Annotated in this window: 9 protein-coding genes and 1 riboswitch; of the genes, 3 read left to right on the top strand and 6 right to left on the bottom strand. The window is 37.9% G+C overall.

Features of this window, described 5'->3' with window-relative positions:
• The first annotated feature begins 122 nt into the window (after positions 1-122).
• The gene (locus EV200_RS06325) at positions 123-2,849 is read left to right on the top strand and encodes a carboxypeptidase regulatory-like domain-containing protein (protein WP_229676785.1); all 2,727 of its coding nucleotides are present in this window, start codon (positions 123-125) and stop codon (positions 2,847-2,849) included.
• A 226-nt stretch (positions 2,850-3,075) separates the two neighbouring features.
• On the opposite strand, the gene EV200_RS06330 is transcribed toward EV200_RS06325, so the two are convergent.
• From EV200_RS06330 to EV200_RS06355, 6 genes are all read right to left on the bottom strand, one after another.
• On the bottom strand, positions 3,076-4,035 hold the full coding sequence (locus tag EV200_RS06330) for a 2-hydroxyacid dehydrogenase (RefSeq protein WP_132530250.1): 960 nt from the start codon (positions 4,033-4,035) through the stop codon (positions 3,076-3,078).
• A 54-nt stretch (positions 4,036-4,089) separates the two neighbouring features.
• On the bottom strand, positions 4,090-4,893 hold the full coding sequence (locus EV200_RS06335; RefSeq protein WP_132530252.1) for a DUF4249 domain-containing protein: 804 nt from the start codon (positions 4,891-4,893) through the stop codon (positions 4,090-4,092).
• Between the two features lie 3 nt (positions 4,894-4,896).
• Entirely contained in the window at positions 4,897-7,224 is a 2,328-nt protein-coding gene (locus EV200_RS06340) for a TonB-dependent receptor (protein WP_132530254.1), read from the bottom strand.
• 119 nt (positions 7,225-7,343) lie between these two features.
• Complete coding sequence (locus EV200_RS06345; RefSeq protein ID WP_132530256.1) at positions 7,344-8,006, bottom strand: GDSL-type esterase/lipase family protein; 663 nt, start codon at positions 8,004-8,006, stop codon at positions 7,344-7,346.
• Between the two features lie 1,086 nt (positions 8,007-9,092).
• Positions 9,093-10,526 carry a SusD/RagB family nutrient-binding outer membrane lipoprotein gene (locus EV200_RS06350; RefSeq protein ID WP_132530258.1) on the bottom strand — a complete coding sequence of 478 codons (1,434 nt, stop codon included), beginning with the start codon at positions 10,524-10,526 and terminating at the stop codon, positions 9,093-9,095.
• Between the two features lie 10 nt (positions 10,527-10,536).
• A complete protein-coding gene (locus tag EV200_RS06355) occupies positions 10,537-13,710 on the bottom strand; it encodes a SusC/RagA family TonB-linked outer membrane protein (protein WP_132530260.1) in 3,174 nt (1,057 codons plus the stop codon).
• A gap of 350 nt (positions 13,711-14,060) precedes the next feature.
• Positions 14,061-14,166, bottom strand: a riboswitch (SAM riboswitch).
• Between the two features lie 134 nt (positions 14,167-14,300).
• Here EV200_RS06355 and EV200_RS06360 point away from each other — a divergent pair.
• Both EV200_RS06360 and EV200_RS06365 read left to right on the top strand, forming a co-directional pair.
• Positions 14,301-15,563, top strand: coding sequence for a peroxiredoxin family protein (locus tag EV200_RS06360; protein ID WP_165877876.1), 1,263 nt, complete (start codon positions 14,301-14,303; stop codon positions 15,561-15,563).
• A 396-nt stretch (positions 15,564-15,959) separates the two neighbouring features.
• A complete protein-coding gene (locus tag EV200_RS06365) occupies positions 15,960-18,494 on the top strand; it encodes an alpha-L-arabinofuranosidase C-terminal domain-containing protein (protein WP_229676786.1) in 2,535 nt (844 codons plus the stop codon).
• Positions 18,495-18,527: the final 33 nt, after the last annotated feature.

An 18,527-nucleotide genomic window follows, 5' to 3' on the forward strand; every position in this document is an offset into this window, starting at 1 on the left:
ATGCTTAAATTTTAGTGAATTTTCTGAATACATAATGTAAAAAAGTGTTAAAGATGCATACAATTTAGGTGTGCTATTTTTTATTGGATATATTTACAACCTAAGTATTTAATTTCCAATTCATGAAAATTTTTAGACTATCCTTTTTAATCCTCTCTGTTCTCCTTACCATAAATTTTTCTTCATCGGCACAAACTGATACTGTTAGCATTAATACCCTTATTGCCAAAACCAACAAAGCCTTTAATGATTATCCGGCAGAGAAAATTTATCTGCATTTCGATAAACCCTATTATGCCATTGCAGATACAGTTTGGTTTAAAGCTTACGTCACAGAGAACCAAAATCTGCTATCGGGAATTAGTAAGATTGTTTATGTTGATGTAATCAACCAGAAAGACTCTCTCATCCAAACAATAAAACTGCCTATTACTGGCGGTATTGCAAATGGAAATTTCCCGCTGGATCAGGTGAACTACAAACAAGGCAATTATCATGTAAGGGCTTACACCATGTGGATGCTCAACTTTGATAACCCAGCCTATTTTAATAAAACGTTCTACGTAGGTGAGGCTATTGATAAAGAAGTTAAAACCCATGTTACCTATAAAAATACATCAACCGATAAACAGGAAAAAATTGATGCCCGTGTACAGTTTAAAGATGCAAATAATAAGCCTTATGCCAACAGAAACGTCAGCTGGCAGGTAGTTACCAGTTATACAGTTATTGCTAAAGGCAGGGGTACAACTGATGCCAATGGTTATTTAACTATTGCGATGAGCGCCAATCAAAAGGCCGAATATCAATTGAAAAAAGGAGAATTAATCACCAGCATAAATACCACAGATAAAGATGTAGTCAGCAACAGCTTTACCCTCGCAAATGCCATCTTAAGCAAAGATTTTCAATTCTTTCCGGAAGGTGGAAATCTCATTGCCGGACTCGTAAACAAAATTGCTTTCAAAGCCATTAAAAGTGATGGGTTAGGCATTAATGCTAAAGGAACGGTTACCGATAGTGACGGCAAGCAAATCGCTACTTTTAATGCTCAGCATCTTGGAATGGGTAGTTTTGATTTTTTAGCTGAAAAAGGAAAAACCTATAAAGCCAATGTAACTTATGCTGATGGTACAACCGAGACTTATAATCTCCCTGCAGTTAATGAAAAGGGCATTAAAGTTACCGTTGATAATACCGATGCTGAAAACATTCAGGTCAAAATCATTTCTAACGATAGCTTTTTCGAAGAAAATAAAGGCAAAAAGCTCTATCTAGTGGCGCAAAGTAAAGGCGTAATTTGTTATGGTGCTCAAACCGCCTTATCAAATAAAGAATATAGTACCAGTATTTTAAAGTCTAAATTTCCATCTGGTATTGCACAGTTCACCTTATTTACTGAAGCGGGTAAGCCGCTGAGTGAGCGCTTAACTTTTGTTCAGCACAAAAATAATATGGCTGTGACTTTAACCACTGCCGCTCCAGCTTATGGCGTAAAGAAAAAGGTGAAGATTAATGTATCTGCAAAAAAAGACGGAGCACCTGTTGAAGGAAATTTCTCTGTAGCGGTAGTAGACGAAACAAAAGTACCTGCAAATGAGGATGCTTTAAGCACCATCTTAACCGGATTGTTACTGAGTAGTGATATTAAAGGTTATGTAGAAAAACCAAGTTATTATTTTAATACACCTGATGCTAAAAAGAATGCTGATCTGGATGTGCTCTTGCTTACTCAAGGTTACCGCAGTTTTAAATATACAGATGTACTGGCGGGCAACTTACCAAAAATTAGCTTTATTCCTGAACAAGGCATAGAAGTTTCCGGCATTTTGAGAATGAATAATGGTATTCCGGTAAGGAAAGGTCAGTTGTTGCTTACCATTCCTGATAAACGTTTTAACCTGGAAGGTGTAACAGATCCGGTTGGAAACTTCAGATTTAAGAATTTAGTATTGAATGATTCTTCTAAAGTAACCATCACAGCTAAATATAACCCGAATTACAAAGCTATGGCCATCAGCTTAAACGGATCTCCTGTACCAACCCTAACCCGGAATTTTAGCGCAGCAGAAGAAGTTTTAAACATTGACAGTGCCCTTACTACTTATTTAGATAATAGCAGAAAACAGTATTCTTATTTACACACCTTAAAAGACGTTACCATTAAGGCGGCTGTTACACCAAAAGTGAGCCATAAAGACTATCCTGCTTTAACCGGGCTTAGCCAAATGGCTGATCATGAAATAACAGGTGACCGTTTACAAGGTTGTGCTTTATTAATTAATTGTTTGCAGGGTATGCTTGCCGGTGTTACTTATCAGGACAATAACTTTTATGTAACCAGAGACTTTAATGCTGGTAAAAAAATTCCGATGGGGATTTTTATTAATGGAATGAGTGTTGATGTAAACCAGATTAACACTTTAAATCCAAATGAAATCGAATCTATTGAAGTGTTTTTAAGGGATGAATTGGGTTTAGTGAATCGTGCTAATAATGTAAATGGGGTGATTGTATTTAACCAGAAAAAAGCGCCAAAAGGAACAAAAATTTCAAAAGCACAATTGCTGGATCTGCTCCCTAAAAACTACGAAGTAACTTTTTCTCCTCAAGGCTATAACAAAGAGAAACAGTTTTATTCACCCAAATATGATGTTCCGGCAAACATGAACAAAAATGATTTAAGAACAACCATTTACTGGAACCCTAAAATCATTACAGATGCAACCGGAAATTCATCTTTTGAATTTTATAATGCAGATGGGAAGGGTCAGTATAAAGTGATTATTGAAGGAATTGATGCCAATGGAAATTTAGGCAGATCGGTGTTAAGATATACGGTTAAATAAAATTAATAGCTATATAATAGCAGGCTCGAGTGCTTATGCATTCGAGCCTTTTTTATTTATATATAAAGAAGTTTCTCGCCAATTTGTACGCAGATCTAAAACACCTGCTCTATAAAACTTAAATCCATTTACATCCGCGCCTTAAATCATTTTTAATCTGCGGGAAAACCACCCCGCCCTGCGGGCATCCCTCTGAAGGAAGTAAATAGCGATTGTTTAATATCCCTTACCAAATGGGATATGGCAATTTATCACCGTTCAATCCGGCCAGAATATTTTCGGCGATGAGCTTTGCCATTGCATCACGGGTTTCTTCAGTTGCTGATCCAATATGAGGCAAAACTGCAGCATTATCCATATTTAACAGCGGGTTATTTTTATCCATCGGTTCAGGATTGGTTACATCTAAACCTGCACCCCAGATTATTTTTTCTTCTAATGCCTGAATTAAGTCTTTTTCATTGTGAATGCCACCTCTGGCCGTATTGATAAATATTGAAGTCGGTTTCATTTTTTTGAAAACATCTATTGAAAATTTATCCTTGGTTTCATCCGTTAAGGCAGTATGGACACTGATGACATCACTCTGTTCGAGCAGCTCTTCAAAGGAAACATATTTTGCGTCGATCTCTTTTTCTGCATCTTCGTTTCGAGACCGATTGTGGTAAATGACAGGCATCTGAAAAGCGCCTGCACATTTTTTAGCCATCTCCAGTCCGATTTTTCCCAAACCAAAAACACCAAGAGTTTTACCATTTAACTCTATACCCAATTCTGGCGTAGGCTCGTAATTTTGCCAGTTACCATTTATGATTTTCTTATGCAGGTAAAATGCTTTTCTGGAAACGGCCAGCATTAATAAAAAAGCAGCAGAAGCCGTAGCGCCACTCAAAACACCAGGTGTATTTCCAACCGGAATATTTAATTTTTTTGCCTCATCTACATCCACCTGATCAAATCCTACGGAATGAAGCGCAATGACTTTTAAATGTTTAGCAGCATTCAAAAACTTAGCATCAATTTTATTGGGGCCAACACTCACCAATGCATCCTGACCTTTACAAGCCTCAATTAACTCCTCGGCAGTAATTTGTCTATCCTTATCCCACTGGGTAATTTCTATGTTTTTTTCTTTTAGCTGCGCTATACCAACCTGTGCAATGTTACCGCTTATAAATACTTTCATACACTCAAAACAATGAAATTTTAAAGGAGTTTTAATATTACAAAATCAGTATATTTATTTCACTGTTGTACTCAACCTTTGAAAAGTATTCGCGCTAAAATAGCCTAAAGCACCGTTAGAAATATTAGATGTAGGGTTGGAAGGCGTGGTACCTTGATTCGGGCCTCCACCAGACTGCTCGCTTAATGCATACCAATAATTAAAAATATTGGAGTCAATACCCTCCATTTCTATACTGATATTATCGCCACTTTTTAACCCCTCATCGTCATCATCATTTGCTTCATAATACAATTGAATCCGCAGGTTATTGCCATTGGTTAAGCGATCATTGTTCACATAAATCCGATCAGAAAAAAGGCCATTTACATAAAGGTTAAAACGATAAAAATTAGTTTCATTTGCAGGATCAACCAAAAAGGCAGCAGCTGTTTTACGCTCATTTCCGAAAAAGTTATTCGTAATCACACCAATGGAATCCAGCTTAACGAGGTCAGGCATTTTTGAACTGGCCTGGTAATTTTTACCTTCAACGGTTACCTCCATTTTATAGGTAACACCAGAAACACCCTGCATTCTGTTCACATAAACACCGGGTGCCTTCTCAGTAAAAACATAAGTTTTACCAATGTTATCGCTCACCTTCACTGTAGCGCCAGACACTTTGGGGTAAACTCCTATCTCATCATAACCAACTGTTTTACTGATCAAAATCTGCTGTTCAATTAGTCTGTCTGATATTTTTCCCTCAATAACCAACTGAGGTTCGGCATTATTGGTATCAATCTGGATGATTTTTTTACAGGATGACAGACCAATAATGGCCGTTAACAGGTATATTAAATATTTTTTTTTCATGGATTAAAATTTAAAATTCCAGGTTATGGAAGGAATAATTCCAAAAAGAGAAGTTTGCTCTGCAGCTGTTTTACCCGGTTCATTCGGATCGTTAATAAATTCGATTGAATATGGATTTTTTCGGTTCAGGGCATTGTAAACACCAAAATTCCAGCTGGACTGAAATCTTCCTTTACGTTTACCTTCCAGCGTAGCACTTAAATCCAATCGCATATTGTAAGGCATTCTGCCTGCATTTCTTTCCGTATAATAGTATACCGTCTGTCCGCCAACCACATACTTACCTGCTGGAAAAGTAACGGCATTACCGGTGCTGTAGATAAAGCTGGAGGAGAAAGTCCAGCGTTGATTCAGATTATAAATACCAACAACTGATACATCATGCGTACGATCTTGCCTTGCCGGAAAATAGTTTCCATTATTCAATTGCGCAAATTTTCGTTCCGTTCTTGATAAGGTATAACCTACCCAGCCATTTAGCTTTCCGAATTTCTTTTTAAAGAACAACTCCAAACCATATGCCCTGCCTGTACCGTAAAGCAATTCTGATTCTACATTTGAATTGGCCAGCAGTTGCGCCGCATTTTTATAATCAATCTGATTTTGCATCCATTTGTAATACACTTCACCAGACAGTTCATAATTATTTTCATCCAGGTTTTTAAAGTAACCCAAAGCTACCTGATCTGCAATTTCAGGCTTAATGTTGTTGCTGCTCAACACATATTGATCGGTTGGTGAACTGGATGTGGCGTTGGTTAAAATATGAATGTTTTGTGTGTTTCGGTTATATGATGCCTTTACTGAGTTTCGTTCATTGAACAAATAACTCACAGAAAAACGAGGCTCCAGATTGAAGTAATTTTTATAGAATTTCCCATTACTCACTTGATCCGTCTGGTTGATATTTCCTTCAGCATCGTACTCACTAAAATTGCCTGGACCTAATAAAGAGAAAGCAGCCAGGCGTACACCATATAAAAAGTTAAGCTTATCATTTACTGCCCATTCATCTGATACATAGGCCGCACTTTCCAATCCATAACGTTTTTCTTGTGCAAGCGGATTTACCTGTGATTCTTCGCTGGTCGTCGTAATATCGATGGGAGATATACGGTGGTGCGTGGCATTTAAACCAAATCTAAGCGTATGCTGATTACTGAAATATTGAAAATCTTCCTTAAAATTAAAATCACGTACCAATGATGTCGCCTTAAAATTGGTAACATCATTCAGCAACTTTACGGTGTAGTTATAATTGTTGTAAATGAGGGAAGTGTTTGAAAACAAGCGATCGTTAAAAATATGATTCAAACGAATAGTGGTGGTTACATTTCCCCAGTTGTTTTCAAATAAATCTTTAACACCAATGTTATCTTTACCGAAATAACCAGAAATGTAAATGGTATTTTTATCATTGATTTTGTAATTCGCCTTGGCATTAATATCATAAAAGTTCAGCGTACTGCCATTGATGGAAGAATCAGGAGAAGCCCGTAAAAAAAGATCGATATAAGTCCGCCTGAAACTGACCATAAAAGAGCCCCTATCTTTTACAATAGGTCCTTCGGCTTTTAGGCGGGAGGCAATTAAACCAATTCCACCCTGAAACTTAAATTCCTTATTGTTTCCATCATCCATTTTAACATCCAAAACAGATGATAAACGACCGCCATATTGTGCTGGCATTCCGCCTTTGTATAAACTTACGTCTTTAATGGCATCAGCATTAAAGGTAGAAAAGAAACCTAAAAGGTGTGATGAATTGTAAACCACTGCTTCATCCAGGATAATCAGGTTTTGATCGGCAGCACCGCCACGTACATAGAAACCTGTATTTCCTTCTCCGCCCGATTTTACCCCAGGCAATAATTGAATGGTTTTTAAAACATCTTTCTCTCCCAATAAAACCGGAATAGAATTTAAGGATTTCATATCGATCCGTTCCAAACCCATCTGCGCACTTTTTACGTTCTCATTTTTGCGGTTATTGGCATTTACAGTTACTTCAGCCAGATCGTTTGTACTTTTTAACTCCTCATTAAGTTTGGTATCTTTATTCAGGTTAATACTTTTTGTAATCGGTACAAAACCCGTATAGCTGATGGTAACAGTGTACGTTCCTTCGGTTTGGGTTAGTGCAAAATAACCATAATTATTGGTTAGCGTGCCCGCATTAGCCGGTCCGGATATTTTAACCGTAGCACCGATTAAGGTTTCACCAGAGCTTCCATCACGGATGGTACCACTTAGCGTGAATTTGTTTTGAGCGGAAACAGAGAAACTAAATAATAATAAAAGGATAATGGGCAGGTAGAATTTTATCGACATATATACGGGAATCTTTAGAGATAAAGTTTCAAATGTACGAAATACGTAATGATGTCAATGTGATGATTTTGTTAATGTAGGAAAATTCAGTGACATCAAATCACCGGCTTCATCCTAAACTACTTTTTCAATAAATGTGGTTCAACCGCTTTTCTCCAGATGGCATATCCCGCAGCATTCATGTGCAGCATATCCTCAACAAAAAGTTCCGGACGTAAATTGCCTTCTTTCGTTAACATTAAACCGTACACATCTACAAATTTGGTGTTGGCTTCTTTAGATAGAAAAGCTTTGATCAATGCATTAGAAGCTATAGCCTTTTCTTTAAATGCCGCTCTGCTTGGGCTGGGTTTAATGGAAATGTATAATATTGGTGTATTAGGCAAGGTAGCTCTTATTGATTTATACAGCGTGATGGTTCTGTTCAATACAGAATCTGGCGTGGTTTTTTCATTTGGCAAATCATTTTCACCTACATAAAGTACAATTTGGCGTGGATGATAAGGGAAAACAATATCATTCAGATAGAAAGTAATGTCGTTGGTTACCGCGCCACCAATACCACGATTAAGCACATTATATTTAGCAAATACCTGGTTGAGATCATCCCATTTACGAATGGATGAACTGCCTACAAACAATATGGGTTGAACCGGAGCCTTGTACATTTGATCGTATTTTTTAATCGTTTGTACATCATCCCAGAAAGCAGGTTTATTTTGGGCAAAAGCAGCTATGAATAAAAATGGAGAAAGAATCAGCGTAAGAATTATTTTTTTCATGGTGTCAAAATTTCGAATTGCACAAGATAGCAATCGTCTATATGATTTCTAGAAATTTGATGTAACAGATTTAGTAACCTCGGTTTACGCCTGCGCTCGTTTCTAACGAGTGCATTATAGTTCTATGATTGTATCGTCAACAGCTTTTTTTATAATTTGAGATTTACTGATGAGATATTACGGGACCAATACAAATATTGTTTCTATGCCATAAATATGGCCTTCTATTTTCACGCTCGTTAAAAACGAGCGTGAACAAAGTGTTGCGAACACTTAACGCCTGTACTCGTTTCTAACGAGTGCATTATAGTTCTATGATTGTATCGACAACAGCTTTTTGTATAGTTTGATATTTACTGATGAGATATTACGGGACCAATACAAATATTGTTTCTATGCCATAAATATGGCCTTCTATTTTCAAGCTCGTTAAAAACGAGCGTGAACAAAGTGTTGCGAACACTTAACGCCTGCGCTCGTTTCTAACGAGTGCATTATAGTTCTACGATTTTATCGTCAACAGCTTTTCGTATAGTTTGATATTTACTGATGAGATATTACGGACCAATACAAACATTGTTTCTATGCCATACATATGGCCTTCTATTTACACACTCGTTGAAAACGAGCGTGAACAAAGGGTTGCGAACACTTAACGCCTGCACTCGTTTCTAACGAGTGCATTATAATTCTACGATTGTATCCTCAACAGCTTTTTGTATAGTTTGATATTTACTGATGAGATATTACGGCACCGATACAGATATTATTTCTATGCTATAGATATGGCTTAATATTATACGCTCGTTGAAAACGAGCATGAACAAAGTGTTGCGAACACTTAACGCCTGCACTCGTTTCTAACGAGTGCATTATAGTTCTACGATTGTATCGTCAACAGTTTTTTGTATAGTTTGAGATTTACTGATGAGGTATTAAAGCACCGATACAAACATTGTTTCTATACCATAAATATGGCCTTTTAGTCACACACCCTTTGAAAACGAGCGTGAGCAAGATGAGAACACTGCACAAAAAAGCCGCTTTTAACAATTGCTAAAGCGGCTTCGAAGTTTTACAAGAAGATTATTTTACATCAAACCATAATCTGGTGGTTAACAAATCTGCCCCCTGGCTGGCTACTGCATTCCTGTAGCTCTGTCCGTTTAGTGATTGTTCCGTTCCTGGATAGATAAAGCGTACCGGAATTTGTCCATTCAAAACGGTATTTGCCGATGGCGTAAGTTGAGGGTAATCCAATCTGCGTCTTTCTGCCCAGGCCTCCAGACCTTGACCAAAGAGTACAATCCATTTTTGTTCACCGATTGATTTTTTGTAATTCGTTGCATCATATTGAGTGGCTGCCTGTGCTACATAATTGGCGACTAAAGCATCAGAAATCCCAAATTGCTTTAAAGATGCCACAATCCCTTGCTGGTATAAATCTGCTGCATTCTCGGTGGTGAAACCTCTTGCTGCCGCCTCTGCCCGATCGAACAATAATTCTGCATAACTAAAAATTACAGCTGGTGATTGAGGTGTCAGAAAATAAGCGCCCGGTTTGGAGGTTTTAGCAAAACCAATACTGCTGGCTTCAGAATTGGTTAAACCATTAGGCAAACCCACATATTCTTCAGGCGTAGCTGTTTGCGTTTTACTGGCATAAACCGGTAAACGTGGATCGTTCAGACTTAATAATTTATCTACAATGGTTTTGCTAATCCGGTAATCATCCCTGGTATCAAACAGTGCACTCACCGGGTTTTGCTGTGGTGAACTCTGATAAATTAACTGGGCAATATCAGCGTTCTCACTAATATAAGCATCACCGTCATTTTTAATATCGTCTAACACTTCCTTCGCCTTGGCTGGTTCCTGATCTGCTATTCGAAGTGCAATCCGTAACCTTAGCGAATTCGCCAATTTCTTCCATCTGGTAATATTGCCATTGTAAATCACATCTCCGGCAATAGCTTTCCCGAAAGGATCTAAAGTGTTTTTTGCCGTTTTCAAATCTTTCAGTAAGCCGTCATAAACATCCTTTTGTTTATCATAAGCAGGGGTGATAAATTCTTTTATTTTTCCTGCCTGACTGTATGGGATATCGCCATAAGCATCGGTAAGCAATAAAAACGACCATGATCTTAAAGTTAAAGCCACACCTGTGTAATTTGGATTACTGGTTGTATTTCCAATCTCTATAATTTTGTTTAAACCATTAATACTGGTTGAATACAAGGTAGACCAAAGTGTAGTAAAGCTACTGTTGGTATAAATAAACCTATCTTCTTCCGTATACTGTACTTTTGCCCATTGTTGAACAAAGAGTAGGCTGGAGTTCATGTTATTGGTGGTACCCCAGTAGGCATCAGCTGTATTTTTGATGGCAGCAGTTAACAAATAATCCGGCTGTGCATTCTCAGTTACATTTGGGTTAATGTTGACCTCATCCAATTCTTTTTTGCAGGATGTTGCGAAAATAGAAAGTGCAATCAGACTATATATAATATTTTTTTTCATGATGGGAAGATTAAAATTTAATGTTCAGGTTAATTCCGTAAGTACGTGTGGTTGGGTTTGAAAGGCTTTCCAAACCTTGTCCGTTGCCGGTATTAAAAGCAACTTCCGGATCAATATCTTCAACATTGCGGTGAAGGATGGCCAGATTTCTACCCACCAACGCAACCGATACACCTTGCAAGTTCAGTGACTTAATCCATTTTACAGGTAAATTATAGCTTAATTTTATTTCACGAAGTTTCACATAAGACGCATCAAAAATATTTGCCTCATCTATGGTTCGGAATGATTTATAATAGGTTTGTGCCGAAAGAATTTTTTCATTCCGCTTGCCATCAGCAGTTACCCCATCAAAGATCATCCCATCATCGTAAACGGTTGCACCTGCCGGCGCATTGGTACCACTGGCTAGCCTAACCGCTCCGTTTGCCTTTAAATTTTCGGGGTAGTAATAAGAAATTCCGCCAAATTCTGCGCCTCTTCCAGGCAATGTAGAGGCTAAAACACCTGTATAAGTACCTGTAGAATAAGTACCATTATAAATAGAACCACCAAAACTGGCATCAATCAATACACCTAAACTAAAGCCTTTATAGCTAAAAGTATTTGAAATTCCGCCAATCCAATCTGGTGTATACTTTCCTAAAACTCTTTTGGTAGGATCAGTTTGTGGTGCACCTGTAGCATTTACTACAATGTTGCCATTGCCATCTCTTAAAAAGGCATTGCCAAAGAGTGTTCCATAAGGCTGGCCAACTGTGGCAATTACTTGTGCTGAATTGGTGGCTATTACATAATTTTGCAGTAAACCTTCCTGATCCAATTCAACCACCTTGCTTCTATTTGCCGCATAGTTTACATCAATATCCCAGGTAAATTGTTTTTTCACCGGTGTAATACCCAGCTGAACTTCAATACCTTTATTATTAATTTCTCCGGCATTTATATTTTTCGATCTGAAACCTGTACTCGGACTCACATCAACATTTAAAATTTGATTGTAACTGTTCGTATTATATAAACTCACATCAAAACGAAGTCGTTTGTTAAAAAAGACTGCCTCAGCACCCAATTCTGATGAAGTAGTGGTTTCTGATTTTAAATTCGGGTCGAAATCTGTTCCAGATGGGCTGAGTTGTGGGCTTGCTCCAAAAGGCGCAGAGAATGTGTATGTATTGGTTAAACGATAAGGTGATGTATCCTTACCCACTTTAGACCAGCCACCACGTATTTTTGCATAATCCAGTATGGCACTTTTTATATCAAAAGCTTCGGTAAGCACCAAACTTCCATTAAAAGATGGATAAAAGTAGGAGCGGTTTTGAGCGGGCAAGGTAGAAGACCAATCATTTCGGGCTGTAATATTGGCAAACAGGTAATTTCTAAAACCAACCTGACCTGATGCGTAACCACTGTAAGATTTTAATTTACTGTAATTATTAGATGATGTTAAAGGATCTCTGGAATTGTTTAACGTATATAAGCCAGCAACAGCCAAACGTGGCGCACTTTGATCGTTCTGTTCGATATAACTGGAGCGGATATTACCACCCAGCAACACATCTAAACTAAAATCATCGTTTAATTGCTTTGAATAATTTAAAGTAGCATCGGTATTATTTTCATTCACCGTAAAGGCACTCTCAGTATACGATCCAAATGGTGTTCCATTAGTGCCGTAGGCAATTTTAATTTTCCGGCGATCATTGTAATAATCTGTTCCCGTCCGGAAGTTAAAGTTCAAGCCATCAATAATTTTATAGTTCAAACCAATACTTCCAATTAATCTGTTTCTATCTTGAGACACGGTATTTTCATATGCTACCCAATAAGGATTGCTGTAATAACTATTGTTCCAGTTGAAGGTATTGCCATTTTCATCCAGGTAATTTTTCAATTGATTGATATCAACCTGTCTGCCAAACCAGGCAAACTGCAACATGGTACTGGTTGATCTTGATCCGCCGGTTCCAGGCAAATTGTCAGCGCCAAGTTTGCTATAATTGGCATTGGCCGTAATGGTTAGTTTAGGTGTTAAACGTAAAGTAGTATTTAAAGTAAATGAGTTTTTACCCTGACCAGAATTGGGTACGATACCTACCTGCTTGAGATTATTATAAGACAATCGATAATCAAATTTCTCACCAGCATCTTCAATTGAAATGCCATTAGTTAGTGAGTAACAGGTTTGAAAGAAATCCCTTACATTATCAGGATGGGCTACAAATGGAACCGCTACGCCTTTTGAAAAGAATTGCGGAATTAACCTTCCATCCATTCTTGGGCCCCAGCTTTCATCCACACCATCGTTTACGCCCGCACCTTTACCATCCACATAGCTAAATTTCCCTTCCGATCCTTGTCCGAATACATCCTGATATTTCGGCAGGGTTAATATACTTTCCAATACTGCATTAGAATTAAAAGATATCCCTAATCCTTTTTTCGATTTTCCTGATTTGGTTTTAATGATAATTACACCCGCTGCAGCTCTGGATCCATATAAAGCCGCTGCATTCGGACCTTTTAACACACTGATGGATTCAATGTCGTTAGGATTAATATCCGATATGGCATTTGCATAATCTCTTGCACCGGCTGAATTGAGCTGCGAATTATCTACCGGAATACCATCAACTACAAAAAGTGGCTGATTATTTCCGGCGATAGAAGTTTCGCCCCTGATCACCACCCGGGAAGAACCCATATCGCCTTGGCTATTGGTTACCCTTACCCCGGCAACTTTACCGGCAAGTGCGTTTACCAGATTGGTTTCCCTTGCTTCCGTTAAACTCTCGCCTTTTAATTCCTGAATGGCATAGCCCAATGATTTTTTCTGTTTGGAGATCCCTAATGCGGTTACCACCACTTCATCTAATGAGTTTTCCCCATCACTTAAAGTAACATTTAATGCGTTTGAACTTTCGGTAACCAACACCTCTTTGGTTGCGAAACCGATATAAGAGAAAACCAGTGTACCTGTTCCACTAACTGAAATAGTAAATGCACCATTATTATTGGTTGTTACGGCTTGTTTTGTCCCCTTAACAAATACAGAAACGCCCGGCAGCGTTTCGCCCGAAGCGCTTTTAACCGTACCGGAGATATTAATATTTTGGGCATGCACGAGTGAGGAAAGCAAAAGCAAGCATACTATTGCCAATAGCTTAATTTTTTTGAACATAATAGGATTGATTAATGATGAGTTAGCAGGATGGATGTAAAAAATCAGGGCAAAGTAATTCCACTTCGCTATCAGGCGATTTTTTTACAAACGTGAATATTTATTGATTTTAATTATTGATTTGGTATTTATAGCCTCATACAGCAACAAATACCCTTGCGCATTCGAAGGTGTAAAAAGGTTTTTAAATGACCTGAGTGAATAGATTGTTTTTTGTTAGTTTTTTCCATCAAATTGTTTTTAACTATATAACCCTTACTTACCATTTCTGGCGAAGCTGATCTACAAAAAAAGCACGCCCGTAAAATCAGGAGTGCTCTCATATATATATTAATACTTTGCATTCAACTGACTTAACTTACCCAAATTACTTTGGGATGGAATTAGCACCATATCCAATTCAGGCTGGTTGCTAAGGTTTCACAGGGCCATTCCCTCCACCTTTCTTGATAAGCATTTTAAAATAACTGCGGCAAAGATAATATAAAAATCATAATGACTACAAATTCTATAGATTTTATTGAAAATATTTTTTCCATGCTTTTATGATGCTTACATTTGTCTCATTATCAATAGAGCTTAAATATCCCATGAATATAAAATCATTACTATTTCTGTTACCAGCCTTTATGCTGCCGCAGATTTTACAAGCACAAACACAGAAAAAACAATCAGCTACTGCCCATAAATTAACCACATCATTTGTTCCGAATGGCAAATGGCGGGGCGTATTTGAAATTAAACCTGGTATTGAAGTTCCCTTTAATTTTGAAATTACAAAAAGCGATGCTAAGCCTCATTTGATCTTTTTGAATGGTGAAGAACGCTTTGATGGTGGCATTGTTAAACAAACTGCAGACTCCATTTTAGTTGCTTTGGATCAGTTTGATAATGAGCTTGCCTTTAAAATTGCAGGTGATTCGCTGGTAGGAACACTTAGGAAACAAGATGGGTCCGGTAAACCTTTGGCGGTAAATGCAAGCAGAGGTAATCCATATCGTTTCAAACCAAATGGAAAAAATGCTGCCGCAGATTTTTCTGGCAAATATGATGTCACTTTCAAATCTTCTACAGGAAAAGATGAAAATGCAGTCGGACTGTTTAAACAAAATGGCAATAAATTAACCGGAACATTTTTAAGGGTAACGGGTGATTCGCGTTATCTGGAAGGGATAGTGGAAGGCAATGATTTTTATTTATCCAGCTTTATCGGCTCCAGTCCATCTTATTACAAAGGAAGTTTTTCAACGGATGGATCAATAACAGGAGAAACAGTTAGTGCAAGAGGAAATACCCCCTTCACAGGAAAACAAAATCAAAATGCAGCCTTACCAGATGCCTATAAATTAACTTTCTTAAAGGATGGTTACAAGACACTTGATTTCTCCTTTCCGGATGTAAACGGGAAAAAAGTATCGCTTAGTGATGAAAAATTTAAAAATAAGGTGGTCATTCTTACCATTACAGGTACCTGGTGCCCAAATTGTGTTGATGAAGCTTCCTTTATTGCACCCTGGTATAAGGAAAACCGTAATCGTGGCATAGAAGTAATTGGCATTCATTATGAAAGACAACTGGATTCAGCCTATGTACGGAAAGCTTTAACCCGATTCAGAGATAAATTTGATATTCAATATGACCAGGTTATTGCAGGCACGCCAGATAAAAAAATAGTGGCTGAATCTTTACCTGCGCTAAATAATTTCGTCTCCTTCCCAACCACTATCATCATTAATAAAAAAGGTGAAGTAGCGCAAATTCATACTGGCTACAGCGGACCGGCAACCGGAAAATATTATACTGATTTTGTAAAGGAGTTTAATACTGAAATTGATGCACTGCTAAAAGAATAGTTTTATTGATTAAATTATAGCGTTGCGTTTAATTTTTATAAATGTACAAAACCAGCGTTCGATTATTATTTACGTTTTTACATCATGCAGGGCGGAGAAGCCCCCTATCCGCCTATCGGCACCTTTCCCCTGGAAGGGAAAGGGCGTTACCAAGAGTTTTATTGAGGTAGGGTGTAAAACTGCTTGAACACTCAACTTCATTCGCTCGCAATCTAGTCTGAACCACAACCAAAACAGGTTAACGAAATAAATACAAAATAATAATCGTCAAACTAACGATTATTATTTATTTTGGTCTTCGCATTTTAACCAAATAACTGCAGACCAATGAAGTTTCACCTTAGATTCCAATTTTTATTTGCTATAATTTTTTCTGCTGCAGCTTGTTTATTGCTGATGTCAACCGATTTAATGGCAAAGGAAAATAAATTAACAGATGAGCCAGATTCTGCTTATCTCTTTTCTTATAATGCGAATGGCTTGCGCTTCGCCTGGAGTCGTGATCAAACCAACTGGACATCAATTGGTAAAGGATACCTGTTTTTAAAAAGCGATTATGGTAGGTGGGGAAGTGAAAAAAAGATGATTTCACCTTATGTGATCAGGGGCCGGAATGGTGAATGGGTTTGTGCATGGAGTTTAAATGATCAAACCAATCAGTTTGCAATAGCCACTTCAAAAAACTTAATTAACTGGGGCCCTCAGCATTATCCATACGTTGCGATGGGAAAGAATGTACTTAAGCCTGTTGTGAATTTTGATCAACTGAAAGATGAATATACCATTACTTATGCGGATGTAGAAGGCAAACATTTCCAAACCAAAACAAAGGATTTCATTACTTATGAAAAAGCTGTTGAAGTACCACTATCTGCATTTAATGATAGCAATAAAACAGCAAATATTTCAGGTAGTACCATTGGGCAATCTCATCGCGTGGCCTGGTCAGTAATAAAAGACCTTCAACAGGCCTATGATTTACAGCAATATAAAGCCAAACAAAACAGTGAAACCACAAAAGATGATGCACAAAGATTCGCTGGATTAAAACCTGTTGATGCTAAAATCACCATTGATTCAAAAGGTGCAAAAGCAATCAGTAACATGCTTACCGGTATCTTTTTTGAAGATATCAATTATGCTGCAGACGGAGGCCTTTATGCGGAATTGATCCAGAACAGAGGTTTTGAGTATAATCCCAGTGATAAATCTTTCAATGATAAAAATTGGAACAGCAGTTTTGCGTGGAAGTTAAAAGGTGAACAGACAATTTTCACAGTAGATTCAATTGCCCCCATTCATCAAAACAATCCGCATTATGCAGTTTTAGATGTTAAAGTTGCTGGCGCCGCATTAACTAATACAGGTTTTGATGGGATAGCTGTTAAAAAAGGAGATGCTTATCTTTTTTCTGCTTTCAGCAAGCAATTGGCTGGGCTTACTTCTGATTTTGAAGTGCGTTTGGTCAGCAATACAAAAGGTATTCTAGCTAAACTTACTTTAAAAAATACCACTTCCTGGAAAAAAGTGAGTGCTACTTTCTATCCATCAGCAGATGCAACAGATGCCAGACTAGAAATCATTCCACTGGCTACGGGAAAATTTGCTTTTGACATGGTTTCCTTATTCCCTCAGAAAACATTTAAAGGGCATAAAAATGGCTTAAGAGCTGATCTTGCGACATTAATTGCCGATATCCACCCTAAATTCGTTCGCTTTCCTGGCGGATGTTTAGCCCATGGAGATGGCATTCAGAATATTTACAAATGGAAAAACACGATCGGTGCTTTAGAAACACGGAAACCAGACCGCAACCTTTGGGGCTATCATCAAACCATGGGATTAGGCTATTTTGAATACTTCCAGTTTTGCGAAGACATTGGTGCGGCCCCTGTTCCGGTAATTGCCGCAGCAGTACCTTGCCAAAATTCAGGCACAGGTGGTGGCGGTCAGCAAGGCGGGATCCCGATGGAAGAGATGGACCAGTATATTCAGGATATTGTAGATTTGGTAGAATATGCCAATGGCGGTGTGAATACCACATGGGGCAAAAAAAGAGCTGAAGCAGGTCACCCGAAACCCTTTAATTTAAAATATATCGGGATTGGAAATGAAGATCAGATTACCCAGGTATTTAAAGAACGCTTTACGATGATTTATCAGGCACTGCGAAAAAAACATCCTGAAATTACCATTATTGGTACGGCAGGTCCATTTTTTGAAGGTACAGATTATGAGGAAGGCTGGAAAATTGCCACAGATTTAAAAGTCCCGATTATTGATGAACACTATTATCAGTCGCCCGGATGGTTTATCAACAACCAAAATTTTTACGATCAGTATGATAGGTTGAAATCAAAAGTTTATTTAGGTGAATATGCTGCAAGTTTACCCGGAGGAAATAAAACCAACCTGGAAACGGCTTTGGCTGAAGCTTTATATTTAACCTCACTGGAGAGGAATGGAGATATAGTCAGCATGGCTTCTTACGCACCGCTGATTGCAAAAGAAGGACATACGCAATGGAATCCGGATTTAATTTATTTCAACAACAGCGAAGTTAAACCAACCACAGGTTATTTTGTGCAACAACTTTATGGTAGCCATGCCGGTGATCAGTATCTTCCTGGAGAAATAAAATTATCAAATGATCAGGATCAGGTGAGTAAACGAATTGCTTTTTCGGTTGTGAAAAATACCAAAACCAACGAACTTTTCGTCAAGTTGGTTAACCTGTTGCCTGTTGAAGTGAATACTACGCTAGATCTGGGCGGTCAGTTTAAGAGCGATAATATGGTTTTAAAAACAGAGATTTCTGGTAATCCATCAGAGCGACTGATCAAACCAGTCACTTCAAACGTAAATGTAAATGATGTATTAAAACTTCCGGCTTATTCTTTTACCGTGTTGAAGATTAAGCTGAGGGAATAAAATTTAGCGACTTAATTCCTTTTGAATCATCCT

It is taken from the genome of Pedobacter psychrotolerans (genome assembly GCF_004340665.1).
Lineage (GTDB): Bacteria > Bacteroidota > Bacteroidia > Sphingobacteriales > Sphingobacteriaceae > Pedobacter > Pedobacter psychrotolerans.

Bases quoted from the DNA above. Each gene is read 5' to 3' on its own strand.
- EV200_RS06325 (WP_229676785.1), top strand. From the start codon at position 123: ATGAAAATTTTTAGACTATCCTTTTTAATCCTCTCTGTTCTCCTTACC.
- EV200_RS06330 (WP_132530250.1), bottom strand. From the start codon at position 4,035: ATGAAAGTATTTATAAGCGGTAACATTGCACAGGTTGGTATAGCGCAG.
- EV200_RS06335 (WP_132530252.1), bottom strand. From the start codon at position 4,893: ATGAAAAAAAAATATTTAATATACCTGTTAACGGCCATTATTGGTCTG.
- EV200_RS06340 (WP_132530254.1), bottom strand. From the start codon at position 7,224: ATGTCGATAAAATTCTACCTGCCCATTATCCTTTTATTATTATTTAGT.
- EV200_RS06345 (WP_132530256.1), bottom strand. From the start codon at position 8,006: ATGAAAAAAATAATTCTTACGCTGATTCTTTCTCCATTTTTATTCATA.
- EV200_RS06350 (WP_132530258.1), bottom strand. From the start codon at position 10,526: ATGAAAAAAAATATTATATATAGTCTGATTGCACTTTCTATTTTCGCA.
- EV200_RS06355 (WP_132530260.1), bottom strand. From the start codon at position 13,710: ATGTTCAAAAAAATTAAGCTATTGGCAATAGTATGCTTGCTTTTGCTT.
- EV200_RS06360 (WP_165877876.1), top strand. From the start codon at position 14,301: ATGAATATAAAATCATTACTATTTCTGTTACCAGCCTTTATGCTGCCG.
- EV200_RS06365 (WP_229676786.1), top strand. From the start codon at position 15,960: ATGTCAACCGATTTAATGGCAAAGGAAAATAAATTAACAGATGAGCCA.